21 protein-coding genes are annotated in these 24863 nt (G+C 45.6%); 12 read left to right on the forward strand and 9 right to left on the reverse strand.

Annotation, left to right across the window (positions count from 1 at the left end; translation table 11 throughout):
- Positions 1–52 precede the first annotated feature (52 nt).
- Positions 53–3094: a putative Ig domain-containing protein gene (locus DOM22_RS13150; protein WP_142700818.1), complete on the reverse strand. Its 3042-nt coding sequence runs from the start codon at positions 3092–3094 to the stop codon at positions 53–55.
- 144 nt (positions 3095–3238) lie between these two features.
- Between DOM22_RS13150 and DOM22_RS13155 the strand changes: the two genes are divergently transcribed.
- Both DOM22_RS13155 and DOM22_RS13160 read left to right on the forward strand, forming a co-directional pair.
- A complete protein-coding gene (locus tag DOM22_RS13155) occupies positions 3239–4300 on the forward strand; it encodes a hypothetical protein (RefSeq protein WP_210415624.1) in 1062 nt (353 codons plus the stop codon).
- Positions 4300–5670, forward strand: a complete 1371-nt coding sequence (locus DOM22_RS13160) for a vWA domain-containing protein (protein WP_142700820.1) — start codon at positions 4300–4302, stop codon at positions 5668–5670. The genes DOM22_RS13155 and DOM22_RS13160 overlap by 1 nt, the downstream gene beginning before the upstream one ends.
- Here DOM22_RS13160 and DOM22_RS13165 read toward each other — a convergent pair.
- The gene (locus DOM22_RS13165; RefSeq protein WP_142700821.1) at positions 5667–7388 is read right to left on the reverse strand and encodes a PP2C family protein-serine/threonine phosphatase; all 1722 of its coding nucleotides are present in this window, start codon (positions 7386–7388) and stop codon (positions 5667–5669) included. The two genes, DOM22_RS13160 and DOM22_RS13165, sit on opposite strands and share 4 nt — an antisense overlap.
- A gap of 49 nt (positions 7389–7437) precedes the next feature.
- Between DOM22_RS13165 and DOM22_RS13170 the strand changes: the two genes are divergently transcribed.
- From DOM22_RS13170 to DOM22_RS13195, 6 genes are all read left to right on the forward strand, one after another.
- Positions 7438–8211 carry a hypothetical protein gene (locus DOM22_RS13170; RefSeq protein ID WP_142700822.1) on the forward strand — a complete coding sequence of 258 codons (774 nt, stop codon included), beginning with the start codon at positions 7438–7440 and terminating at the stop codon, positions 8209–8211.
- Between the two features lie 171 nt (positions 8212–8382).
- Complete coding sequence (locus DOM22_RS13175) at positions 8383–8991, forward strand: lipopolysaccharide assembly protein LapB (protein WP_142700823.1); 609 nt, start codon at positions 8383–8385, stop codon at positions 8989–8991.
- The gene (locus DOM22_RS13180) at positions 8988–10838 is read left to right on the forward strand and encodes a hypothetical protein (RefSeq protein WP_142700824.1); all 1851 of its coding nucleotides are present in this window, start codon (positions 8988–8990) and stop codon (positions 10836–10838) included. Before DOM22_RS13175 ends, DOM22_RS13180 begins: the two co-directional genes overlap by 4 nt.
- The gene (locus DOM22_RS13185) at positions 10828–11406 is read left to right on the forward strand and encodes a hypothetical protein (protein ID WP_142700825.1); all 579 of its coding nucleotides are present in this window, start codon (positions 10828–10830) and stop codon (positions 11404–11406) included. The genes DOM22_RS13180 and DOM22_RS13185 overlap by 11 nt, the downstream gene beginning before the upstream one ends.
- Before the next feature lie 15 nt (positions 11407–11421).
- Complete coding sequence (locus DOM22_RS13190; protein WP_142700826.1) at positions 11422–12210, forward strand: motility protein A; 789 nt, start codon at positions 11422–11424, stop codon at positions 12208–12210.
- A gap of 2 nt (positions 12211–12212) precedes the next feature.
- Positions 12213–12971 carry a flagellar motor protein MotB gene (locus DOM22_RS13195; RefSeq protein ID WP_142700827.1) on the forward strand — a complete coding sequence of 253 codons (759 nt, stop codon included), beginning with the start codon at positions 12213–12215 and terminating at the stop codon, positions 12969–12971.
- Positions 12972–13012: 41 nt separating this feature from the next.
- Here the strand turns inward: DOM22_RS13195 and DOM22_RS13200 are convergent, their stop codons facing one another.
- On the reverse strand, positions 13013–13429 hold the full coding sequence (locus DOM22_RS13200; protein ID WP_142700828.1) for a hypothetical protein: 417 nt from the start codon (positions 13427–13429) through the stop codon (positions 13013–13015).
- 182 nt (positions 13430–13611) lie between these two features.
- On the opposite strand from DOM22_RS13200, the gene DOM22_RS13205 reads away from it, so the two are divergent.
- The 3 genes from DOM22_RS13205 (at position 13612) to DOM22_RS13215 (ending at position 16557) form a co-directional block, all read left to right on the forward strand.
- Positions 13612–14433, forward strand: a complete 822-nt coding sequence (locus DOM22_RS13205) for an intradiol ring-cleavage dioxygenase (protein WP_142700829.1) — start codon at positions 13612–13614, stop codon at positions 14431–14433.
- Between the two features lie 166 nt (positions 14434–14599).
- Complete coding sequence (locus DOM22_RS13210) at positions 14600–15766, forward strand: bifunctional 2-methylcitrate synthase/citrate synthase (protein WP_142700830.1); 1167 nt, start codon at positions 14600–14602, stop codon at positions 15764–15766.
- A gap of 545 nt (positions 15767–16311) precedes the next feature.
- Positions 16312–16557 carry a hypothetical protein gene (locus DOM22_RS13215; RefSeq protein WP_142700831.1) on the forward strand — a complete coding sequence of 82 codons (246 nt, stop codon included), beginning with the start codon at positions 16312–16314 and terminating at the stop codon, positions 16555–16557.
- Positions 16558–16608: 51 nt separating this feature from the next.
- Here DOM22_RS13215 and DOM22_RS13220 read toward each other — a convergent pair whose 3' ends face one another.
- From DOM22_RS13220 to DOM22_RS13245, 6 genes are all read right to left on the reverse strand, one after another.
- The gene (locus tag DOM22_RS13220; RefSeq protein ID WP_142700832.1) at positions 16609–17082 is read right to left on the reverse strand and encodes a hypothetical protein; all 474 of its coding nucleotides are present in this window, start codon (positions 17080–17082) and stop codon (positions 16609–16611) included.
- Positions 17079–18182, reverse strand: a complete 1104-nt coding sequence (locus DOM22_RS13225; RefSeq protein ID WP_210415625.1) for a hypothetical protein — start codon at positions 18180–18182, stop codon at positions 17079–17081. Before DOM22_RS13225 ends, DOM22_RS13220 begins: the two co-directional genes overlap by 4 nt.
- A gap of 108 nt (positions 18183–18290) precedes the next feature.
- Positions 18291–18851: a hypothetical protein gene (locus DOM22_RS13230; RefSeq protein ID WP_210415626.1), complete on the reverse strand. Its 561-nt coding sequence runs from the start codon at positions 18849–18851 to the stop codon at positions 18291–18293.
- A gap of 73 nt (positions 18852–18924) precedes the next feature.
- The gene (locus DOM22_RS13235) at positions 18925–19512 is read right to left on the reverse strand and encodes a S9 family peptidase (protein ID WP_142700835.1); all 588 of its coding nucleotides are present in this window, start codon (positions 19510–19512) and stop codon (positions 18925–18927) included.
- 98 nt (positions 19513–19610) lie between these two features.
- Positions 19611–21767 (reverse strand): FUSC family protein, encoded by a 2157-nt coding sequence (locus tag DOM22_RS13240; RefSeq protein WP_142700836.1) that lies wholly within the window; start codon positions 21765–21767, stop codon positions 19611–19613.
- A 72-nt stretch (positions 21768–21839) separates the two neighbouring features.
- Positions 21840–22196, reverse strand: coding sequence for a VOC family protein (locus DOM22_RS13245; protein ID WP_142700837.1), 357 nt, complete (start codon positions 22194–22196; stop codon positions 21840–21842).
- Positions 22197–22222: 26 nt separating this feature from the next.
- Here DOM22_RS13245 and pepN point away from each other — a divergent pair, with 26 nt between their 5' ends.
- The gene (gene pepN / locus DOM22_RS13250; protein WP_142700838.1) at positions 22223–24838 is read left to right on the forward strand and encodes an aminopeptidase N; all 2616 of its coding nucleotides are present in this window, start codon (positions 22223–22225) and stop codon (positions 24836–24838) included.
- The last annotated feature ends 25 nt before the right edge of the window (positions 24839–24863 follow it).

Raw genomic sequence — 24863 nt, forward strand, 5'->3', positions numbered from 1 at the left:
AACGATTTTAAACAAAAATGAGGTCAATGTTTCTCTGGACGAGACAATCAGGTTATAAGCAACTCGAAGCAGCTGCTGCATTTTGGAACTTCATGATGATCTCACGTTGATATGTTCCACCACGACCATCTTGAACTTTCAGATAGTAGGTTCGCGAAACTATTCCGGTGCCTGTGTTAAGACATGAGGGAAGTTTGATAGTCCAGACGTTCGACGTGGTATTAATACTTCCTGGAGCTGAGGTCGTCGTGAATCCCAACGAATAGGAATCATTTGTACCGTCGGCATCCACGTAAGAAAGTGTATTCGTATAGGATTTCTGCCACGAATTTCCTGACTTAGAATTTTGTGCTAAATTGATACAGATAGTGAATGCCGTCGTTAATGAGTTTGCAGTACTTCCCGTACATCCGTTGCTTCCCGAAGTCAGGCCAATGCTCGTTGGAGCACGATTCGTGTTATCCACCTGAACCGTCACTGCAACCTGACTATATATAGTAGGATCATCTGTTTTGGTCACCGTGAAATTCAAAATGTAGGTTTTGCTAGTCCCAGGTAAAGGATTGTCCCCGTCCGTAAAATTCGTAGCAATATTATAGATGAAATCCTGATCGCCTGAACCTTCCACTGTGGAAGGCGCCTTGATCATGGCTGCGCGGCAGGAACCTCCACCGATCGTCACATAACAAGTTGGACCAGAAACGATATAAGAATAAATATTTTGCGCGTCCTGAGTTTTCGCAACAGCATGAAGCGTGATTGGCGTGGTCACTCCTTCAGCTGTCGTCACCATAGTTGTATCAATACCACCTTGTTGCACAGTCACAACCATAGGGGCCGGACTTGGGGCGATCACCATTTTGAATTTATGAGATGCTGAAACTCCGCCCACATCCGTTGCAGTTAACTCAACATAATAGGTTCCTGCAGTACCGAAATCAGGATTCCAAGCCCCCGTCAAAGCTCCCGAGGACAACTTGAATTTGATATTCATACTAAGACAAGTATCCGTATACGGCGATCCCAATCCCGTTGTATTGACCATACAAGTCCAAGTAATGTCTTCTCGGGAATCTTGAATATCCAAGTCAGGATCACTGAACATTTCCGCCACAGGAATCGACATCGTTTGATTTTCCGTACCGTCGATTTCATCGACGTTCGGAGACGTGATCTCTGTGATCGGGCGATTTGTATTCACGGTATCAAAATAGAAAACCTGTGATTTTGTCGCCATCAAGTTTTGATCTGTAGCCACAACCTGGAAGGAACAAGTATTTTCCGAGTCAAAGGCCGGATACCCATCCAAGCGCACTTCTCCGGTTGAACTATTAAATGAAATTGTCGTTGTACTGCTCCAGTCACATGAACTGTCACTGGACTGCAACGCAAAGGTCATCGCGGTCGGATTTGGATTTGGATCGCGCGCAACTCCTAAAGAAACCGAGAATGTAGTTCCTTCGATGAAACTGCCTCCTTGGGCATTCACATCCCAAACTGGCGGGTCATCTGTATTGGTTAAGTTAAATACGACCGTTTGGGTCGCCAAAATCATGGTACCGTCCAGATTTGAATCTGCTGAAGTATTATACTTCAACCTGAACGTAACCGAGAATGAACCATCACTGCCAATCATCTGCAGATAGCTCGGGATAAAGCTCCACACGAAACTAGGTGCAATAGGATTCGTAAAATCAGAAGTATAATTTGTTAAATTTCCGGCACCACTGGGAGTTCCGTTTTTGATTGTCGTGACTCCCACGACGGACAGAATCAGCGGATCCCCTTCTGGATTTGTGACAGGGATGCTGATGTCGGAAGAAATCCCCTCTGTAAATGCGCCCGTAATTGTCGAAGCAAATACAGGGATCTGCACAGAGTTCACCGTGATCGTTCCTTTGGCCACGTGAGTAGCCGACGTCATCGTCGTCACCAGAACTTCAAAATTATACGTATTGCCAGCGAGAGCATTCGTTGGTGACCAACGTAAAACTCCCGAAGAATTGATGGTCATACCTGAAGGGCCCGACACCAGAGAATACGTGACTCCCAAATTTGGCGTCGCCACTGGATTATCCAGGTCACGGCAATATGCTGTCAGACTAAAGGAGTTGATGCGATTGGCTTTCATCACCAACTGAATTGGTTCATTACAAACTGGGTCACGATTTGCGCGCGCGACTTCATAATGAATTTTGATTCTTGAACTGAGATCAGCACTGTCCGTAAACGTCGGATTGAAATCGACGGATTCTTGGTCTTCACTTGTGAAAGTATAAATCAATGGCGAGCCACTCACCGTTTCGGTGGAGCTGTCATTTCTTGTCAATAACCAAGAGGTCGGCTGTATGCGCGCAGTCGAATTCAAGGGGTTGACGGCCACAACGTCGGCAGAAATTGTTTCTAGCTGTTTCGAAGATTTTGCGCCGTAACCACTCGTCGTCAAAACCGGGCTGCTCCAAACATAGTAAAGAACAGCGGGAGCCCAATTATAAGAAATACTAAGGGAAGGATTTTCGCTCGCGAGGGTGTTGGTGATTTTAGCAATGATATCGTTACGGCTCAGTAGGAAAGTAAGAACTTGGGAATTAGTTTGAGTCCGGCAGTTTTGACAAACCAACTCCACGCTGTTTGCGATGGAATTGAAGGTGTTCTGAGAAACTTTGACGTTAGGGATATTAAATCCCCACTTCAACAACCAAAATACCGCAGTCGTTACGTTAGTCACAGTCACCTGCGAAGATAGCAAAGGGGCTTCAAAGATAAAATCGCCAGAGGGATGGGATTCTCGATACACTTTCACCGTCAGATCCAGTGGTTGAGGAACCGCTGGATCAGTGCGCACACCGTAATCACCTTTCGTCAATGTCGAGGGAATCACTAGGCTTCCATTTTCAGCACCTAGTTCAGTGACGAAAGTCCCCAAACCATAAGCATCCGTTGGAGCATTGTAGAATACGCGCGTGTTAGCAGTTCCCGAAACATAGTACTCAGAACTCGATAATGAGTTCTGAGAACCTGAACTACTCAGTTCACTTTTTGAGCATCCCAGAATGAGACACATCGATAGAATTGTTAGCAAATACGCGCGCATATTATCTTTTCGGTTCCCATTTACCGGTTCTTTAAGAAAAAACTGAATTCTGTTGACCTCATGAAGTAAGTTTTCACTACTGGCCTACCAAATTCGATTAGACGAATCTATAGTTTCATCATGATATGGGCTTTAACTTTCTTTTTGACGTTTTTGACTGGCCGGGCATCTTTCGCCCAGCAAACTGCCGCTCCTACGTTGAATGAAAAACCAAAATTAACAGACGAAGAAACCGAGCAAAGACTGGGTAAAGACTGGAAAGGGATCCTCTATATTTGTAATCCCTATTGTGAGTTCATATCAGTTCGCGAAGAGAAATCCTGGAATCCTCCCTTAGGAAAAAGGGATTCCGACTGGGAGCACACCAAGACCGTCGCGCAATCAGATCCTCTCTATCCCCTTTTAATTTCAAAAAATCCCGTCTTGCCATTCATCAATCGTAAGCTTCAGGCTTCCAATAAAGATGAAATCAAATCTGAAATTAAGCCTCCCAAATATGCCGCCTACAATTTTAACTGGGGTTATGCAGTTTCGGGTGGATTGCTGCTTTCCCAAAGCTCCTGGACTGGTAATACTCAGCTACAAAACGACCTGTCATCCGAAGGGGTGCAATACATGCCTTTCGTCCAACTCCAATTCATGAAAGGTCAGCCAACCAAGCTCTATTCTTTGTGGATTCAACACGAGATTTTTGGAAACTATGCGTCCTCTCCTGGCTATAAATCAAAGGACGTCAATCTGTCGGTCACCAATACGTCTTTAGGCTTTGGCTACCGTGCATGGCTAACTTATCCCGACTTCAAAATCGGCCCTAGCATTAGTTACGACACCGAGGCCTGGACAACGTCCATCAATTCTCTGCAGCACTTTTCATTCGACAGGCAATCATATTTGATCGGTGTCGCTGCGAAGTGGGATCACTGGATGTTCAATCTGGATACAGCTTTCATGTCCAAGATTTCCGAGCAACAAAAATTCCGACAAGACCCTTTTACTTTGAATTGGTACCGCCTGAAAATTCAGAAGTGCACTCCTGATATCAGTTTGTACGACATTACTTTCGGTGTTTGTGGAGGTGGAATGGTGCTGCTTGATCAACAAGAAGCCGCTCTTGCCAACAACATTCTTCTGTCGGAGACCAGCACAATGAACCGCACAGACTTTGGAGCTTACTTCTCGATTCGTATTGGTGAGGATCTATACTAATGGTTACTCAAGCAGCTCTTTCCTTCATTTTAATGCTCGACTATTCCGGCTCCATGGAGCAGCCACTGAACAAGACTCCCAAGATTCAGATCGTACAAAAGCAAGTGCATGCCCTCCTTTCCACAGCGCCTGTTCAAAGTAGCTCCGAAGCCATCGTGTTTGGAACCAAGCCAGAAAAAGAATGTAAAGACGTACGATTGATGAATGGAAAAAATCCAACGTTGCAAAAACAAGTCATGGAAATGAAGCCCGGGGCTTTTGGTAAGACTCCCCTGACTCAGGGATTCAGAACCCTGGTGGGCCGCTTGCAAAAATATCCCGGGACCAAAGCCGTGGTTATCACTGACGGTTCTGACACCTGTGGAGAAAATCCTTGCGAGTTTTTAAAAGAGGCAGACAAGAAAGTCAAAACAGATAAACCCTATGAGATCTTCATGGTGGGATTGGATTTGAAAGAAGACCGAAGCCAAATGCAATGCTTCAAGGATTTGAAACTTAACAATTTCAAGATTCACTTCTCTGATATTGATTCTAAAGAAGACCTGTTAAATCAACTAAAGGCCGCGCAATCGCTGAACAAAGACATCGAAACGGAAATCAAAGACTCGATGCGCACGGGCGGCACCAACATCAAAATTTACAAACTAAAAGGACAAGGAAGAAACTCCCGCCTCGGAAGTACGAACCCGCAGGATCAGAAACCACCGTCTCCACCGGCAATTATCGAGATCACGGGAGCGCCGGAAGAAGCTCATTTCTCCATCCAAAATGAAAAGTTCAATCAGTCTTGGGAAGGTCCCTTTGCGATCACAGTTCCATCGGGTGAATACAAAATTCGCTTTGAAGACGCTGCGAACGGCACGGAAATTACCTTTAAACTTTTGCCAGGAACTTTGACAAAAATTCCCTGGGCCCAATTAATGAAAAAGTCCGTCGGTGCAGTTGACATGAACGAAATGGCACTGACGCTTCAGTGGACGCCAGAGAACTCCACCAAAGAAATTCATGGCGATTTAAAGCCGATTGAAACGATTGCCCGACTGGACAATAAAGTCACAGCTCTTCCCAATATCCCCTTTGGAAAATGGAGCGTCGAGGTGATCTCTCCGCCTTGGCTAATGAAACGAATGCCGGCGAAATCCATCGTGATTGCGAATGGAATCAAAAACAAAATCAACATTTCAGAACTTTTTAAAGACGAAATCAAATGGGTGGATGCACCGCAAACTGCAGGCCCGCAAGTTATGGTTATTCAAAACAAAGACTCTCAGGAAGAACGTCACTTTCTTCCTGCGGGTCAGTTTAAACATATTCCGATTCTTAAAGATACAGAAGCAAACTGGCTGACTCCTGAAACACCTAAAAACTAGTGAGAGGGGCCGTTGATATTGTGTTTGACGATAAAGTAAGATAAATCATCGATTAAACCTGACTGCCCACGCCACTCATTGGTATCTTTCTTAGCCATGTTCAAAATCGCATCAGCCGCAAAAGAGTCATTCGTCACTTTTGTCAAAACTTTCAAAATCCGTCTTTCTTCAAAGGCCTTGTTTTCGCTATTCACGATGTCTTTAAGACCATCAGAATAGAACAAGAAGACACTGCCTGCTTCAAACGATAAAGACGTTTCCGTGAACTCCGCATCCAAGCTTTCACCCAGGCGAGGCCCGTTGACGGCCTCAAAGACATTTATATCGGTACGTTTCATACCATCTCGCGGAGTAAAGTAATACGTCGGCTCGTGGCTGGCATTACAATAAGTCATAGTGTTATCACGCTTATTGAAAGCCGCGATCAAGCACGTCATATTCAAAGCCCCGCGAGAAGTTTCAAACACCGCGCGATTCATCGCTTGCATCAATTGAGCGGGCCCCTGCAGGTTGGATTTAAAACTTGCCACGACGGCACACGCCGCGGACGTAATTAGAGCGGACTGCAGCCCATGCCCCGTCACGTCGCAAATACAAACAATAAAGTGGTCTTCCGTTTCAACATAAGTCCACCAGTCCCCACCACATTGACTTGCAGGTTCATAAAAGCCCGCAAATTGGTAGCGACTGTTTGAATAGATATCCAGAGGAAAGAATTTGCGCTGCAGATCTGAAGCCAGGACCATTTCGGCATCGATACGCGCCTTTTCCTCGTGCACGGACATAAGCTGCTTGATATGAGTCACCATATCATTGAAAAGTCCGGCCAACTGCCCGACTTCATCTTTTGAGCCCACTTCAAGATGCACATCCATTTGCCCGGCCCCGAAGTTCTGCATAGCATTTCTTAAGCGCACCACACTGCGGATCAAGGCGCCCGAAGCAAATAACGCTGCCATAATCGTGATCAACATCAAGGCTGCGGCGAAAATAATGCCACGATAAACGAAGAAATACGCTGCACGCTCTGGCGCCGATCTTGCCGTCATCGAGATGATTAATAAAGATTCATTGGGAATACGGTAAAAATTCAAAAGGTACGTTTCACCATCGCGTTTGTCTTTGATCTCAACTCGGCCCTTTTCAAAGCTGTTATCAAAGATTTCTTTAACGCCATTACCGACAATAGACATAAGTTCCCGGCCAATCGGGAATCCCGGAGGTCCAGCGATCACGTAGCCATCATACCCCACCAGGATGTTTTCGCTGATTCCGCGTTCCGCAAAGTAGGTCTCAAGACGACTGCGATCAAAGGCAAAAAGCTCATAGCTGTTTTTAAGCTTATGGCAATAGGTATAAACCATGCGGCCTTCAATTTCGATCCAAGTGATGCTGCGAAGGCCTGAACACATAGCCGCAGCATAGGTTTTAATGATGCTGATGGCCTCGTCTTTTTGTACTCGACCAGCCACATCTAAAACATTATTCATTGCCGTATCCACGTGCGCAACGAACAATGCCTCTTGTGGGTCGTTCTTCATACGCATCAGATTTAAATCAATCTGGCTGGCAATGTATCGCGACTGAAGCTGATTCCACTCATATACGAAAGCTTTTTTATCATCGACGAAGGTGACAACCGATAGACTTAAGAATACCAACAAACAGATTGTTGGTAAAAGAACCATCCCCAATAAAAGTTTAATTCTAAAGCTCATCGAAATTATTTTCTCAACATATTATGGGTTAGGCAATATCATCTGACCTGTGACCAATAAACGCTCAGAACTTATCCTTAAATTGTATGGCGTCTTTTCAGGATTTCTGATCCTTTATATTGCCTATTACTTTGCGACTCATACAAGTCCAATAAAACAAAAGAACTCTCCAGATGAGAATAAGAAGTATCCCGTTATCGGCAGAATCGTATTTCTAGACGGCGACGTTCGCATCCGTATGGCAGGAGAACTGCTTTGGCTTCCGGGTAAAGAAAACGACCTCATTCACGACAACGACAACGTCTTTACTGGCACGAATGGCAAAGTTCACGTTTATCTGACTCAACAGACGAATCTTTATATTTCCAAAGACTCCCTGGTTCGCATCACCCGTCGCAACAATCTGAACACCATACATTTAGATGAGGGCCAGGTTCAAATGTCCTCCGGCACCGACGAGTCTGCGGTTCTTCAAGTGAACGATCGCTCTCGCCTCCTTAAACTGACCGGTGTCGAAGAAAAAATCTCTTATCAAGGCGAACGCAGTCGGCAACGCCAGCAAAAAGCTAAACTGGCCGAAGCTCCCCAAGAATCTTTCTCGACCGCGCAAAGTGAAGTTCCTCAGGACCAAGGCCCATTGGGACCTGCTCCAAGTGATGAAGTCGAGGAAATAGCTGCAACTACAGAAAAAGTCGAAGAAAAAAAAGTTGATCTCGACGACGAGACGACGATGAGCTTTATTATTTGGCTTTCCATTGGCTATGGAGTCTTCTCGCTCCTTGCCGTGAAAGAGTTTTTGGCTATGCGAAAAAACGAAAGCTAGATAGAGCTTCAATTCTACTCCCATAAACTCAAATTCATTTTTCAAAATACTTTGGAGTCAGTGATGGGTTCCATAGCTCACATTTGAAAACAATCTCTCCTTTGGTCCACTGTGTAAAAGCTCGGTTAAGCCGATAGATCCTGAGAGGAATTTTGCTTTTCGGAGGAAACAATGGCATTGAACTGGAAGCTTCTTATTGCAACTTTATTGTTGGGCGCATGCTCATCAAAACTAGTTGTACAAAGCGAGCCATCCACTGCAGCCGTGTACATCTCCGCGACTGGCAAAGCCGATCGCGTAAAAGTTGGCGACACTCCCCTTGAGTTGACGGAGATGCAGATCGCTGAGACTTTGAAACTAAGCCCTGAATCTTCGAACTGGGTTGAATTCTCCTTTGAAAAGAAAGATCACGAAGCGAAAACAATCATGCTCCCGTCCAATCGCTGGGGCGAAATGACTCGTATCGTGAAAGTAAAGTTAAAACCTTCAGATGAGGCTTCAACGACAGCGACGAAGATTTTGAAATACTTCTTCAATGCTAAAAAATTCGTAGAAACTCGTCAGTTTGAAGCTGCACATCAGGAAGTCGACAAAGTTTTGGCTATCGACAGCCAAAATTCTCAAGCGATGACCATGAAAGCTGGCATCTACTATTTGCAAAGCAATATCGACGAAGCTCGTAAGCTTTATAAGAAGGCTTTAGAGATCGATCCGGGCTCCAGTGACGCGATTAAAATGTTAGAGAAAATCCAGCGAGATCAGGGAGGAACCGTCGAATGAGGTTGATTCTTCTCCTGCTCGTTTTGTTCACATCTCAATTCGCATTCGCCCAGGCCACAAACCTGGCATCTGACGTTGTGACTAAGCGTAATAACATTGAAAACGAAGTTCGCCGCAACCTGGAAGACTTGATCTCGACTCGATTGGAGAAAAAGACTTTCAATGTGGCTGTTCGTGCCCAATTAAGCCCTATTCAACCTCCTAAAAAAGAAAAAGAACCAGAGGCTGACAAGCTTCCGGAAGGCATGGACATTGGCTCCATCGACGTTCGTAACGTCGTTGATTCCTATGAAAAGAAAATCGAAGAATTAAAGCTTAAAAAAGAACAGCTTAAAGAAGAGAAGCAATTCCAAATTTCTTCGTTAGAAGTGTTCGTGGGCCTGGATACTCAAGCTTACCCTGAATCCTATGCCAAAGAACTCAATAAGTGGCTACAAGACCGTTTAACGAAAGACTATGGCAAAGTTGCCAAAGCAACGGTTGGCAAAATCAATCCTAAAATTGAAAAACCAAAAGATCCGATCACTGGTAAACCAGAAGCGACGCCAGAAACTTGGGCACAAATGCTACGCAAATGGGCCCCCGTCATCGCGGCGGGACTTTTGGCATTGGCACTATTCATCATGGGTCTTTTGCTAAGATCTGGTATGAATTCAATCGCTTCTGCACAAAAACCTCTGACCATTGAACAAAAAGGTGAATTGGCCATTGAAGGTACCGGTACAGACGCTTTGGGCGGTGGTGACGAACAAGAGCTTCTTCCTGCGCCAGTGAGTCGTCTTGCCAGCGAAGAACTTGATATGATGATCAAGAAAATTGCGTTCGTGTGCATGGAGATCGGTGCCAGAACCAATGAATTGATCAAAGTTTGGATTGATGCGAACGAAGAAGGCTTTGCAAAAACAGCCTTGCTCGTGGATTGCTTGATCACGGCACGCGAAAAAATCATGAAAGAAACTGGTGCGATGGCAGCTTTGCGCATTCCATTGGAACAAGACATGATTTCTAATTATGAAGAACATTTGGCAGAGGCCTATCGCAATGTGGGTATGATGGATGATCCTGAAAAGTTAAAAATGCTTAAGGGCATCTATTGGGATTTGATCAGTGTTCGTACGTTGGGTATCCAATCTTTGCGTCGTCCATTCGACTTCTTGAATCAGGCGGCTCCGTCTGACGTTAAAGAGCTTTTGGATCACCAACCGGATGATACCCGCGCTTTAGCTATGATGTATCTTCCTAAAGAAACGCAATCCGATCTATTAACCAGCATGGATGAGTTTAACAAATTGAATACGATCCGTAGCATGTTATTGAATGCCGAAGTTGATGTTAAGAAACTTTGGGATCACGATACGAGTGTGAAAGTGGTTGTTGAGTCGCAACAATCTAAAGAACAAACTCGTCTGGTCAATCTCTTCCCAAGAACATTGGAAGCGATCCAAACTCTTACTCCAGTCGACGAGATTACGACTTTACGCAAAGTTTCCCCATCGCTTCCTATGGATGGCCGCAACTTGAAACACAATTATCTGACGTTGGCCTTTGTTGATGAATGGAAACCAGACTATCTCCGTCGCTTGACGCAAATTGCGACGGCGGAAGAAGTTCTAAACTTGATTCGCGTGATCCCTCAAGCACAAGAGGCGATCCTGGCTCAGTGTCCTCCAATGATGAAGACAATCTTGTCAGACGATTTGAAACTGAGCTCAAAAGTGGATCTGAACGTTCAAAACCAAAAAGTAAAAGCTTTGAAAGCGAAATGGGCGAAACTTATCCAGTCAGAGAACATCACGATCGCGCGTCTGTATGTTGATCGTGAGATGGGAGAAGCAAATGTCGCTTAGATCATTGCTCCTTTCTTTATTGGTCACCTTCGCTATCGCACCAGCGGCTCACGCGGGATTCCGTGTAGCCGGTGGTTTGGGTTTAGGGTCGACGACAACCAGCAATGAGATCTCTGAGGACGAAGGCCCTCTGACGATGCTTATTTCTGTGGACTATGTTTATCACTCGAAGTTGCTTCTGGGCTTTGAACACTTGCGGTCCTTGTCTATGAGCCCTCCCGCAACTTCGAATGCATTTTCTGGGTTGTATTTTCAATGGTATTGGAATGCAGTTCCGACACCTTACTTGACCGCCGATAAAATGAATACGAATGAAATCATATTCCGAGACATCGGATATTTCTGGGGAACCGGCGTGGGCATTGCCCAATCAGCGAATCTTCCCGATGCAGAAGGAAAAACCTCGAATGCGGCAGGCTTTTACCTCTCCCCTCGCGTCGGTGCTGATTTACAGCTGACTGGCAAGATGGGTGCGCGCGGCGAGTTCATCATGGCAACGACGGTGATCGGCACAGGTACGATCACATCGATGTCCTTGATGGGTTCCTTGTATTTTAGTTTTAATTAATTAAGGAGTACGGCAATGAATTTATCAGCACTATTAGGTCTTTTGATGGCCTTCTCGGTTATGATCGGAGCGATGGTCACATCGACTGATAAAGCTAAGATCTTCTTGGATGCGCATGCCTTTGTCATCGTTATCGGTGGTACAATCGCAGCCAGCCTTCTAAGCTTCTCTGCTAAAAAACTCCTGGCACTGGGCAAAGTGTTCTTTAAAAGAACCCTGGGTAAAAATGACGACATCAACGTAGCCGTCAATGAGATGGTGGACCTGGCGAAAGGCTATCGCGAAAACGACAACTATCTTCGCGACAAACACGCGAGCTTAAAAACTCCATTTTTGAAAGAAGCGATCGGCATGTTGAACGAAGGTGCCATCGACACAGATCAAATGGATAAAATCCTGAATAAACGCGCCCACAACATGGCTCACCGTCATGAAGAAGATGCTGAGATCTTTAAAGCTCTGGCAAAGTTCCCTCCTGCCTTCGGTCTATTGGGTGCGGTTATCGGTATCATCTCTTTGATGGCGAACATGGGGGGCGCTGATGCCGCTCAAAAAATGGGCCCTTCGTTTGCGATTGCCTTGGTTGCGACTATGTACGGTATCGCGGTAGCAAACTTTATCTTTTTGCCACTGGGTGAGAACTTGGCAAAAGCCAATCGTATGGATCAAATCATCCGTCAAATGGTGATCGATGGATTTAAATTAATCCGCGATAAAAAGCATCCTATCGTAGTTGAAGAAAGCATTAAGAGTTACCTGCTTCCAAGTGAACGCGGTGAATCTGCGAATAAGAAAGCGGCTTAATTATGGGTTTGCGTAAGAATAACCTTAAAGCGGTGCCAGTGCCGGAAGAGCAAAAACCTCTTCACGAGCGCTATCCGGAACTCAATGATGATCATGAGTCCCAACCGCCGATTGTTATCAAAAAAGAAGAGGGCGAGGGTCCTTGGATCGTCAGTTACGCTGACTTGATGACATTGCTGATGGGTTTCTTTGCGATGATGTACTCGATGTCAAAGCCCGACGTCGCAAAATTGGAACAAGCTAAGAAAGCCAACACGGAAAGATTCGGCGGCCATTACGAAGAGCCTTACAAGGATTTAGAAAACGCCTTGAAGAAAACTTTGAAAGCCAACGGACTTGAAAAACAAGTGCAAATTGAATCCGGTTACGATGGCGTGACAATGACTTTCACAGGCACTCTGTTCTTTGAAAGTGGTGACTTCCACGTTAAGGAAGAAGCCGTCAACATCGTCAACAAATTGGCTGGCACCATTCAAAAAGACGCCAAAGGTTATAACATCAAAATCGAAGGCCATACGGACAGCGCACCCATCTCCCACCCTATTATCGCAAGTAACTGGGAACTTTCGGGACTTCGTGCCGCCCGTATCGCTCAGCTTTTTGAAACCAATGGTTTTGCAAGAAAACAGCTTTCGATGATTGGCATGGGTGATACCAAGCCGATTGTTCCGAATGAAAATACGGACGGCACTCCGAATCTGGAAAACCGATCCAAGAATCGCCGGGTTGTGATTAAGGTCTTTAAAGAAGTAACAGAATAAAAAAAAGCCCGGTGATGAACCGGGCTTTTTCATTTTATCAATTAGTAAACTTCGTTTTCCCAAACAAGATTCACGATGAAAGAAATTGCCGACAAGTGGCAGTAAGCCGTTTCTGAACGTGCCATCGTCCCACCATCTGCATCGAAATGCGCCTGGCAGCGCGCTTCCATAGTGCTTAGCAAGTCTTTATCAACTTTTGGCGGATTGAATTTAGCCAAGTTAGCTTCACATACAGCATAAGCACTTGCTGCCGTTCTCACGTCAAGGCTCGAACCCCAGGCACAAGCTTCCGCCAATTCTTTTGCTTCATAGCAATTTGAAGACTTTGAAATCAATTCCTGAAATACAGCTGGTTGATTCAAGATATCGTTACCTTGAGCATCCGTGCACTCACGTGCCATTGCCATTGGAGTTGCTGCCAAAACCACTACTGCGATAAGAGCTTTCATAGAGTTCATGTATAATTCCTTTTTTTTGTTAGTTAGTTCGTTACATGAACGGATATGCCCCATTTCTTATTGCTCTGTATAATAGAAGGATTCGAATCTATCCGTCTAAAATTTGGAATTCTCACTTCAGTACGAGGCCACAGTCATTCAACAATTGATCCGTATTATGTATCCAGTACGGAGGTACTCCTATGTGCGACGACGCACCAAAGTTTAATGGAATGCAAAGACGTCAACTCCTTGTTGCCCTTTTAGGGACAGGAGCAACTATGCTGCTTGCAGGATGCAGTCAGACTGGTTTTAGCCCTTTAACTTCTTCATCGGATGGAACAGATTCCAGCGATGGCAGTAGCGGCACCACGGGTGGTTCCTGCGTGCAAAGTGCAACAGAAACAAATGGTCCCTTCCCCGCCGACGGCAGTAATGCCGCAGGTGACGGCACCTCCACCCGCCTGGATAAAGTTTACACCGGCTCGCCCATCATCCGCCGCGATATCACGGAAAGCATTGCGGGAGTCCCACTTACTTTGAATATATCATTGCAGAATGTGCGCAACAGCTGTGCGACGATTCCGAATTATTATATTTATATCTGGCACTGCACTCCGACGGGTCAGTACTCAGCCTACACGGCGTCTAATAATGGCGGCTCGCACTCTAGTTTAGAGTCTTATTTCCGGGGAATTCAGCAAACCGATTCCAATGGTGAGGTGACCTTCACCACGATTTATCCGGGTTGGTACACGGGCCGCGCGATACATATTCACGCGGAAGTGTATGCGGGACTTGATGATGCCTCTCCCATTAAGATCACGCAGTTCGCATTTCCCATGAGTATTAATAAAGCGGTCGCCGCGCAAACGACCTATGGCTACAAAGGAACCTCAGGAATGATGGACAATTCATCAGATGGAATCTTTAGAGACGGCACCAGCACCGAGATGCTGACCGTCGCCTCAAACTCATCAACCGGCGGTTACACTGCCTCAATTGCAGTCAGAGTGTCCGTATAACTCGCCATTTCTCTAATAAACCTATCGAAAATCCCACCTGCCACACTGCCTCCTCCCCTCCTCCTCTTGACCGAGGGGGAGGCACGGTCTAGCCTCGAGCCATTACTTTACTTTAACTTAATGCGGTGCTTCTGCAGAATATGGCAGGCACCTTTTCGGAGGAAAAATGGCTGAATATATCAATCCAGATTACGTTCCAGAACCAGAGAAAATGAACGTAAAAAAAGGTCTTGATGGCGTGGTAATGGATACATCTTCTGTATCTAAAGTGAATCCACACACAAACTCTTTGATCTACCGCGGTTACCCAGTTCAAGACTTGGCTGAAAACTGCTCTTTCGAAGAAGTTGCATACCTAATGTACAATGGCGAGTTGCCAAACAAAACTCAACTTGCTGACTTCACTAAAAAAGAACGCGCAAACCGCGACATCACTGCAACTTTGTTGAACGTGATCAAATCACTTCCACAAAAATGTCACCCGATGGATTCTATCCGTACGGCAGTGTCTTTCATGGGTGCTGAAGACCCTCGTATCTGGGATTCTTCTCCAGCGACGAACTTGGACAAAGCGATGATGTTGTTGGCGAAAATCCCAACTGCTGTTGCTGCTGACTACCGTTTCAAAAAAGGTTTGGATTTCATTCCTCCAAAAGCTGATTTGACGATGGCTGAAAACTTCTTCCACATGTGCTTTGGTAAAGTACCTCAAAAAGAAGTTGTTAAAGCATTCGACGTTTCTTTGATCCTTTACGCTGAACACAGCTTCAATGCTTCCACTTTCACAGCACGTGTTGTGACTTCAACTCAATCTGATATCTACTCTGCAACAGTAGCTGGTATCGGGGCGCTTAAAGGTCCTTTGCACGGTGGTGCGAATGAAATGGTTATGCATATGATGAAAGAAATCGCTGATCCTGCAAAAGCAGAACAGTGGATGATCGATGCATTGGCACAAAAGAAAAAAGTTATGGGCTTCGGTCACCGCGTTTACCGCTCTGGCGACTCTCGCGTTCCGACAATGAAAAAGTACGCTCAAGTTATGGCTGACGTAACTGGCGAACAAAAATGGATGCAAATGTACACTGCTTTGGAAAAAGTTATGGTAGATAAAAAGAAAATCTACCCTAACCTGGATTTCCCAGCAGGTCCTGCATACTACATGATGGGCTTCGAGATCGACTTCTTTACTCCGATCTTCGTTATGGCTCGTACAACTGGCTGGTCTGCACACATCATGGAACAAGCAGCTGACAACCGCATCATCCGTCCTCTATCTGAGTACGTAGGTGCGGAACAACGTAAAGTTGTACCTTTGTCAGAAAGAAACTAGTTCCTAAATTCTATTTAGAATTTCTAAAGCCCACTCCAAAGAGTGGGCTTTTTTTTTACCTAATTCACATGGAAGATTGATCTCGGCCCTGAAGCTTCCGAGCACATCTGCCTCGGCTCCGTCGCTCTCCTACCCACTTCTCCGCGACACGCCATCCATGGACTCAACCGTGCCTCGCCTTTGGCGAGTGCGCGCCATCGTGGCGCCCACGGAGGTCGCTGCGTAGGAGGTATGAGCCCGCCGAATCCGAGTCAGCTGCACTCGGAATCTTCAGAGTGACTTCAAAGTTTTCATTTGAATTATGTAAAAGAAAAAGACTCGTACAGAAGTTTATGACGTTTCAAATCATCGTGAATAACTTTTAGACTTACTAAGTTTCAAAGAAAGAAGCTCTCTATTTACAGTAGTTTAGTGAGCGGCATGAAACCGCGTGGAGCGTTTGAAGAAAAATTCACACTGAAATTGTTGCGATGTCTTTTAGATAGGTTCAGCATCACGTTTAGATAACTGATTTGAACTTTGTTTAATTTGTTTGGAGGTATTTAATGAAAGTATTGAAAGCAACTGTAGCACTAGCATCTGTATTGGCATTCTCTTCAGCTTACGCTGTGGAAGCGGCTCCTTCTCAACCATCTATGGATGGTTCTTCTGTGAACAGCCAAACTGTTCAACAACACTCTGAAATCAAAAAAGATAGCAAAGGTGTTATCAAGAAAAAGAAATCTACAGTTGAAGAGCAAAACACTCAGCAAGTTCTTCCTGAATCTCAACAACCTGCTGCAGGCAAATAGTTGAGTTGGTTGGAGTCTCGTTTCGCAGTTATCGCGGGACTCCAACAGTTTTTACTGTTCAGTGTAAAATAGAATTTCGCCTTCGCGAATGATCTTCCCAAGCTCGCCGGACTCATCGTTACTGCGGCAACCTTGGACTTCACTCACCTGCCCATTTTTTTCCATGCGAATGTTGAAGGGTGATTTGCATTCTTCAGACCCGGCTTTAGTTTTTTTATAACTTTCAGCGAAATCATAAATACGATTGGCGATAGAGATATACTTGTCTCGAGCGATCTTACGGTTTTCAATTACTTTTTCATTCACGGCACTTTTGGCGCTAAAGTCAGCATCATTCAAGGACTGAAGCTGAAACAAATAGGCATTGTGGCGCAAAGAATAGTTAATACTGATCTTGTTCTCCGGCACTACTTGAATACCCGGCGGGATAAAGCTTTCTTCTTTGGCTGGTTTTGTCGCACAAGCGGCAAGCATGGCCACTGAAAGACATAAGATCGAATTTGAAAGCCATTGTGATTTGATCATCGTTGTGGACCTTTCAACTTAGGTGGTTCGAATCTGCAATAGGGTTTCACAGTTCCAGAGTTTGCACACTGCAATTCTTTTCTTAACAAAGTGTTCTTAGAAAAAATCGATTTCACGCGAATGACATCTGTTGGGTAATATTCCAGATTCACTTTTTCAAACCCTGAAGAGTCGTCACAAAGATCGCGAACAGCGTTAATGGCCGCGCGTGTTTTTTCTTCGATGCTGTACTTAGTTTGCATGCGCAGGAATCGGGCTAGAATTTCTGATCCCACCCAGTCCGCGAAAACTTCAGATGTTTTATCTTTATTGCCACATTGGGCTTCTTCTTTTTTGATCCACTGACTATCAACAAAGCATTGAACCAGTTCATTGTAGACAACCTGATTCAAATTCTCGCCCTGGATACCGCATGGATCGATGGAATGAGCCAACTCGTGGGCCATGCTAAAGATAATGCTAAATTCCGAGGACGTATTTAAAACATAAGCGCCCCCAACACGCACCCTGTGGATGGCTCCGTCATGACTCCGCTCATAATAGATTTCACTCTTGGTGTATAAGTCCGTCGCATCAGAATATGTGGTGCGATCTACAGGCAATTCCAAATTCACTTTGGAAATACGTTCGATCAAAGTCGCTTTATCGACATCGGAAAATGTTTTGGAACTTTGCTGCTTGATGTATTCAATCATTTGCGCGCGCACGAGTTCAAAAATACGGTGCAATTTTTCTTTGCGCTCTGGTGTATAGATGCGCGTGACCAGCTCGTCTTCAATTTGCTCCGTGGTCCAACCAGGATTGGTACGAACGATTCGACGCAAGACCCGCAACGCACGAATCTCGCCACGGTAATCCAAAGATGTCTCCCCTGTAGGATCCGCCACAGCATTACCTTTACAGATAGAGTCATAGCTTTTTTCACAAAAAAGTTCGTTGGCTTTAACAACGGGAGTATTTTCGGAGGCAGGTTTTTTTTCAATAGGAAATGAGGACTTTTCAGCTATTGGCGCTGCTGACAACATCGGGCCTTGCCTCAGGAAAAATCCAAAAGCGGCGGTGCCCAATACGATGCCCATAGGAAGGAGATACCGTCTCATCCTCATTTAAAAATGGTAGCAAAAAGAGCCACATCTGCATACGAGAAAGGCCTCTTTTTCATGGGACACTGGTTAAACTGATATTAAGTCCCAATTAGTTAATACCGTTTATTTAAGGGCCAATTGGATACTTTTTGAGTCAAAACGCTGACGGACTTTATTATATTCCGCCAGAACCGTTTTAAATTCTGAGGCGAACTTTGCCCCACCCATCGTTTCTTGAATGGCATTTTTTGAAACCGGCAAAGACAAAATATAATCACTGCGACGAACTAAGTTTTGAAATTCAAACTCGCTGACGCGATCGAATTTTTTATACTGCGTGTGTTTATCGAAAAGCATCGCCATGACTTGCAGGTGACTTTTCAGATCTTTGGAGAAAGTCTTTTGCAACGAAGATTCGTCGATACCACGCTTCCACTTTTGGATATAGCTAAAGCCTGCCGCATTCATCAAAGGTTCCAGTTGTGAATCAAGATTTTCAGCAGAAGCCGTGGCAGCGAACAAATCACTGACAACTTCACGTTGCCAGCTTTTGCTTACAGGGGAGACCTTTTGCGGCTGTCTCATTCTGATAAGAGCCTTTTTATTTGCAGCTTGAGCTGCAGAAAGCCCCATAAAAAGCGTCAGAACTACCATTACAACAACTTTGAACTTGGACAACATCACAGCATACCCTTTCGTTCGTACTCAATGAGTAACCATTTCAAGGGCCGTGCCTGATCTCAGAATGAGACGCGAACTATTCCTCGATATGATCCCAGAGCTTAAACTCACGGGAGCCAACAGCCTGAGGCAGACTGAACAAAGCCTGGGTCCACGCAACTGCATCTTGCGCTGTTGCTTCCGGCGCATGGTTCGCGATCTGGGTGATGGGCACCTCAACGCGACGATTGAAATCGGGAACCTCTTCATTTTTGGCGTGAATCACAATAAAGCCACGACATAGATTTGTGACTTCCAAAGCTTTGGCCATATACTCGGCTCCGACACTGATGCCCATTGCGACGATCTTGTCAGGATTGACGATACTGTGTTCTTTTAAAAAAGAGAGAGCCGCAACAATATCCTCGACCCTTTTGGTTGGTGATTCCCAGGACATCGGAGCCTCTTGGTCATCATTATAAAAAGCATGATCGAGCACCATGCACACGACGCCTTCGTCGCTGATGGCCCGGGCTAACTTATCAGAGATTTGTGAAGCTCCACCGGTCATGGCCCCTTCGATTAAAAAGGCTGCCAGGGGTTCTTCGTGAGGATTGTTGTCAGGGATAAAGAGGCCGGCTTCCAGCAAGCGATCCTCTGCCTTGAAGGTGACTGAGACTTTCATAAAAACCTCCCTCTCCCACGATATTAAACCCGCAGCGCGAAGAGAGGTGTAAGTCCAATGTTGCCTTACAGGGATCAAGACTGATTCTGGACTATTGTTTATTTCAAGGCGGATTTTGCGCGGCGGTTTTCCAGCAGTCTTTTAACGATGAACTCGCGTAAAGTGTTAAGGCTGTTCGTCATGCGATCTGTTTCATCAAAGAACAGACCGTACCGATCTTGTTCGGCACGCATTTTTTCTAGCTCCACAAACGCCGCACGTAAATCAGGATACTCGTTATTGGGAATCTCTTGGCCACGTAACGCCCGGGACAGGTTATCCAAGGTGATTTCAATTTTGTCGGCAAAGCTTTTAAAAATCTTTTGCTGTTCAGAATCCAGCGTAAATGGAGAAGCTGATTCCAAAGCCACCAGGGCATGGGCAAAACGATTTCCTGCGGCCGTCACTCCCGCCAAGAATTCACGATCTACAGAAGTGGATCCCCTTTCCCGCAGATAACGATCTTGTGATGCCATGTAATTGGCACGAGCCACTCGAGACTGTTGACGAAGCTGATCGCGATCACTCTCACTTGCTGGAGCTTCTCCAATGCTTAATGTTGCAATCGAATGAAAGGAGCGACGATATGTTTCCAACATTTTTGCCACCACATCAGAGAGCTGCGTTTTCTCCCACGTCGGCCACAGCATATATGCAAACATCGCCAAGACTCCGCCCAGGCAAGTATTCACACCGCGGGCCCAAATCACATCTTTCGGCGGCACTCCGGTCATCGCGACCAAAATCACCACCAAGGCACTGACAGAAACCGCAAAGATCCCGTAATTGGCCTGCCCCACCCATCTCATCATAAATCCAAAGATCACCATCAATGCAATCGCCCAACAAGGACCTTCCGGCATGATGTGAAATAGAGCTGTCGCAAGCAACAAACCTAAAATAGTTCCACCGATACGAAGCAAACCGCGATTAAAGGTCGATGCATAATCAGATTTCAAAACGATTGCCACCGTCATCGGGACCCAGTAGCTGCGATCCACCGAAATCATGTTGCTGATGATCTCTCCCACAGCGATACAAATCGCCAAACGAAGAGCATGACGAAATCCTGGTGACTGAAAAGTAAAGTTGGCTCTTAAGGTTGCCCAGACTCCACGGAATCTAAATCTCCATGGGCGCGCATTTTCATTGCGTTGCGATTCAACCATCCCCGCTTCCGTGGTTCGGGTCGCAAGTTCAATGACCGCACGGGATTGTCCGATGATAGATTCCATTTGGCGAAGGGCATCGCTTAACACCGCTCGCATGAATACAGACTGATTGCTATAGTCATTATCGCGAACTTTTGCCGTATCCAGCTCGAGTGATTTTAAATTTTCACGAGCCTCTTGGATCTGTTCTTCATCACGAATGATGACCGATACCTTTTGCAGCAAACTTTTCTCGATGGATAAAAAGTCCGCGATGATCTCGATGGAGGGATTTCCGGGATTTTCCCTTTCAATGCGATTTTTCAATCGTCCTAAAGACAAAATGCCCAAGCGCAAACGCTCGCCTTGAGTGAGTAGCGAACGATAGCGACGACCTTCCGGTCTTGAATCCTGAGAGATCGCACCCAAGTTAATTTGCGTGTGAATACTCTGCGCACTGCCACCGGGAACTTCTTCCGGTTTAAATTGCAAATCACACAACGAAGAAAGATCGACAAAGAATGTAGCTAAAGCCCTGCGCTCGGGACGATACCGTCGAAATGGCCACAACATCAAAGCTAGCAGAGCTTGAATTCCCGCTCCCAAAAGTGCAAACAGACTTAAATGAAAGGCTTGCGCAGGGTCCATCGGATGCGCACCAAACACCACGAAGGTTGCGATGGCGACAGTTCCTAAATCGGCAAGGACCGTATCTAAAACAATCAAGTAACCTGACGCAAATGCCAGTAAGGTCACTAAGGCTAATGAAACTATAAAATTGCCTGCAGAAATGGAAGCCAAGAATACCAACAGCACCGTGACAAACGCGGCTCGCGCCATACGTTTTGCGCGGAAAGCATAAGCATCGGAGTTATCAGAAAAACACGCATTCAGTGCGCCAAGAACGACGATCATGCCGATAGTGTTGGAATTCAGCCACACTCCAACTAGCATCGACAGACCAATTGCGATGGCGCCACGCGCCGCAACCCAGATATCTAAGCGTGAACGATCGAAACTAAAAAGAGGGCCCCAAAAAGAGGATTTGGAAGGAATGAGTGCCATAGTCCCATGCTACTCCCTTAAGAGAGCGAGACAAGCTTCGACTTGACGGTTTTGAGATATTAAATGTGAATCCTATTTCTGACAAAGTTCGATAGAATGACCATCGGGATCCAAAATAATGGCCTTTTTCCCGTCAGGCATTTCAGTGGGATCTAAAATCAGCAAGCTGCCGGGCACTTTTGCTAAATCAGCGACCGTGTTTTCCAGCTCTGTAATTTGAAACCCCAATTGAAGACTGGGAACCTGAGCTTTCTGTGCGGTTGGCAAAGAATAAAGGGAGAACTCCACCCCATCGTGCAGAGCACGGTAAACTTCACTCCCCTTATCCACCCGCACCATTTGGAATTTAAAGCCGACACAGCGATAAAATTCCAGCATGTTCTGTAGCTGGCCAGTGTTAATTGTGATAGAAGAGATTACCAAACTCATTGTTCTATTATCAGAAGCGAGGACTCATGAAACAAGAGAAAATTTATCTTAAGGACTATAAAGCCCCAGCTTTTTCAGTGGAGTCCGTGCACCTCGACTTCATTTTGAATGAGGACTTTTGTCGAGTTATCGCAAAATCTAAAATCAAAACTCTTACGAATGGTGTTCCCCTTCAGCTAAATGGTGAAGAACTGAAACTTGTTAGCGTAAAGATCAACGACAAGGTTCTTTCTGCCAGCGAATACCAACTGACGGATGAAGAGATGATCATCGCTTCTGTTCCTGGTGAGTTCACGTTGGAAATCGAAACTCAGTTGGAACCTCAAAACAATACATCCCTTGAAGGTCTTTATAAATCCAACGGCATCTTCTGTACTCAGTGTGAGGCGCAAGGTTTCCGTAAGATCACTTGGTTCTTGGATCGTCCGGATGTGATGACGTCATACACGGTGACTATCGAAGCCGATAAAGCAAAATACCCAGTACTTCTTTCCAACGGCGACCGTATGAAAGTTGAAGACTTGGGCAATGGTCGTCACAAAGCTTACTGGCGTGATCCGCACAAAAAACCTTGTTACCTGTTTGCACTGGTTGCTGGTGACTTGGGAGTGATCCGCGACACCTTCACGACATCTTCTGGTCGCAAAGTGAATTTGGAAGTTTATGCTGCTCACGGAAAACAAGAACGTTGCTGGCATGCGCTTGAGTCTTTGCAAAAATCTATGAAATGGGACGAAGAAGTTTTCGGTCGCGAGTATGACCTGAACGAATACATGATCGTAGCCATTGACGATTTCAATGCGGGCGCGATGGAGAACAAAGGTTTGAACATCTTTAACTCCCGCCTGGTATTAGCTGACACCAACTCGGCAACGGACTCTGACTTCCACGCGATTGAATCCGTGGTGGCCCACGAATACTTCCATAACTGGACAGGAAACCGTGTGACTTTGCGTGACTGGTTCCAACTTTCTTTAAAAGAAGGTCTGACCGTTTTCCGCGATCAGGAATTCTCGGCTGATATGACAGACCGTGGAGTGCAACGTATCGAAGACGTTGATTCCTTGCGCGCCGGTCAGTTCGCTGAAGATGCGGGTCCGAATGCTCACCCCGTTCGTCCTGAATCCTGCATGGCTGTTGATAACTTCTTTACGATGACGATCTATGAAAAAGGCTCAGAGCTGATTCGTATGATGCAAACGATTGTGGGTCGTAAAGGCTTCCGCAAAGGTATGGATGAGTACTTCAAACGTCATGATGGCCAAGCTGTGACGACGGAAGATTTCGCAGCGGCGATTTCTGAACCGAACGGAAAAGACTTCACCCAGTTTAAACGTTGGTACAACCAATCGGGAACTCCTGTGGTCGCGATCCAAGAGCGCTTTGATGACAAGTCTGGTGAATACCATTTAACTCTTGAACAGTCCTGCCCGCCGACACCAAATCAACCGACGAAAGAGCCATTCCACATTCCATTGATGATGGGTCTTTTGGATAAATCAGGACAAGAGTTGGCTTTGAACTGCGACAAGATCGAGAAAAACTCTGACGGTCAGCACGTGATCGAACTTAAAAATCAAAAAGAAACTTATGTGTTCAAAGGTTTGAAAGAGCGCCCGGTTCTTTCCATCTTGCGTGAGTTTTCAGCTCCGGTGAACTTGAATTGGGAAGCGTCTGAAGAAGATCTTTATTTCTTAATGGAAAAAGACACGGACTCTTTCAACCGTCGCGAGATCACACAAAAACTTGCGATGCGTTTGATGTCTGATTTGATTAAGCAATCACGCCAAGGCAAAGAATTGAAAGTCGATGCCCGCTTCATCAATGCGATGAAGACCGTGATGAATGATCCAAACATGGATTCCGCTTTCAAAGCTAAAATGCTGCAGATGCCAAGCCTTGCTGTCTTGGCGCAAATGGAACCGGTGTTAGATCCCGTAGCATTCGATAAAGCTCGCACAACTTTGCGTCAAGAGATCGCGAAAGCTAACAAAGAAACGTTACTTGCGACTTACAACAAGTACCACGGTGTGGAAGCGAAAAGCCGCAGCACGAAAGTATTTGGTCAACGCCTGCTAAAAAACCAGGCTTTGCATTACTTAGCTGATTTACGTGAACCAGCCATTTACGAAATAGTGGCTAAACAATACTGGGAAGCGCAAAACATGACAGACCGTATGACGGCACTGATGATTTTGGCGGACTCAGAAAGCACACACCGTGAAAAGGTATTGGCGGATTTCCACACCAACTGGAAAGACGATTCTGTTGTGATCAATAAGTGGTTCACCGTTCAAGCCCTGGCTCACCGTCCACAGATTTTGGACGAGATCAAAGCTTTGACTAAGAATCCAACGTTTAACATCAACAATCCAAACAATGTGTACTCACTACTTCGCGCATTCACGACGAACCTTGTAAGCTTTAACAATGAAAAAGCTTACGAGTTCATCGCAGATAAGATCATCGAGATCGATCCAAAGAATCCGCAAGTGGCTGCGCGCTTGTGCTCGGCCTTCAACTTTGTTGGTAAGCTGGAACCACAATTGAAGGACCTGGCTATGAAACAAATCCGCCGCATGGTGGATGTCCCGGGACTATCAAAAAACTCCCGCGAACTTTTGCAGTCAGCATTGCAATAACCGAATGTTCATAGGAATAGAGCCG

The organism is Bdellovibrio sp. ZAP7 (assembly GCF_006874645.1).
Classification (GTDB): domain Bacteria; phylum Bdellovibrionota; class Bdellovibrionia; order Bdellovibrionales; family Bdellovibrionaceae; genus Bdellovibrio.

Coding starts and splice junctions, on each gene's coding strand:
- DOM22_RS13240 (WP_142700836.1), bottom strand. CDS start 21,767: ATGGCACTCATTCCTTCCAAATCCTCTTTTTGGGGCCCTCTTTTTAGT.
- DOM22_RS13165 (WP_142700821.1), bottom strand. CDS start 7,388: ATGAGCTTTAGAATTAAACTTTTATTGGGGATGGTTCTTTTACCAACA.
- DOM22_RS13245 (WP_142700837.1), bottom strand. CDS start 22,196: ATGAGTTTGGTAATCTCTTCTATCACAATTAACACTGGCCAGCTACAG.
- DOM22_RS13185 (WP_142700825.1), top strand. CDS start 10,828: ATGTCGCTTAGATCATTGCTCCTTTCTTTATTGGTCACCTTCGCTATC.
- DOM22_RS13225 (WP_210415625.1), bottom strand. CDS start 18,182: ATGAGACGGTATCTCCTTCCTATGGGCATCGTATTGGGCACCGCCGCT.
- DOM22_RS13195 (WP_142700827.1), top strand. CDS start 12,213: ATGGGTTTGCGTAAGAATAACCTTAAAGCGGTGCCAGTGCCGGAAGAG.
- DOM22_RS13190 (WP_142700826.1), top strand. CDS start 11,422: ATGAATTTATCAGCACTATTAGGTCTTTTGATGGCCTTCTCGGTTATG.
- DOM22_RS13215 (WP_142700831.1), top strand. CDS start 16,312: ATGAAAGTATTGAAAGCAACTGTAGCACTAGCATCTGTATTGGCATTC.
- DOM22_RS13210 (WP_142700830.1), top strand. CDS start 14,600: ATGGCTGAATATATCAATCCAGATTACGTTCCAGAACCAGAGAAAATG.
- DOM22_RS13205 (WP_142700829.1), top strand. CDS start 13,612: ATGTGCGACGACGCACCAAAGTTTAATGGAATGCAAAGACGTCAACTC.
- pepN (WP_142700838.1), top strand. CDS start 22,223: ATGAAACAAGAGAAAATTTATCTTAAGGACTATAAAGCCCCAGCTTTT.
- DOM22_RS13235 (WP_142700835.1), bottom strand. CDS start 19,512: ATGAAAGTCTCAGTCACCTTCAAGGCAGAGGATCGCTTGCTGGAAGCC.
- DOM22_RS13175 (WP_142700823.1), top strand. CDS start 8,383: ATGGCATTGAACTGGAAGCTTCTTATTGCAACTTTATTGTTGGGCGCA.
- DOM22_RS13180 (WP_142700824.1), top strand. CDS start 8,988: ATGAGGTTGATTCTTCTCCTGCTCGTTTTGTTCACATCTCAATTCGCA.
- DOM22_RS13220 (WP_142700832.1), bottom strand. CDS start 17,082: ATGATCAAATCACAATGGCTTTCAAATTCGATCTTATGTCTTTCAGTG.
- DOM22_RS13200 (WP_142700828.1), bottom strand. CDS start 13,429: ATGAACTCTATGAAAGCTCTTATCGCAGTAGTGGTTTTGGCAGCAACT.
- DOM22_RS13150 (WP_142700818.1), bottom strand. CDS start 3,094: ATGCGCGCGTATTTGCTAACAATTCTATCGATGTGTCTCATTCTGGGA.
- DOM22_RS13160 (WP_142700820.1), top strand. CDS start 4,300: ATGGTTACTCAAGCAGCTCTTTCCTTCATTTTAATGCTCGACTATTCC.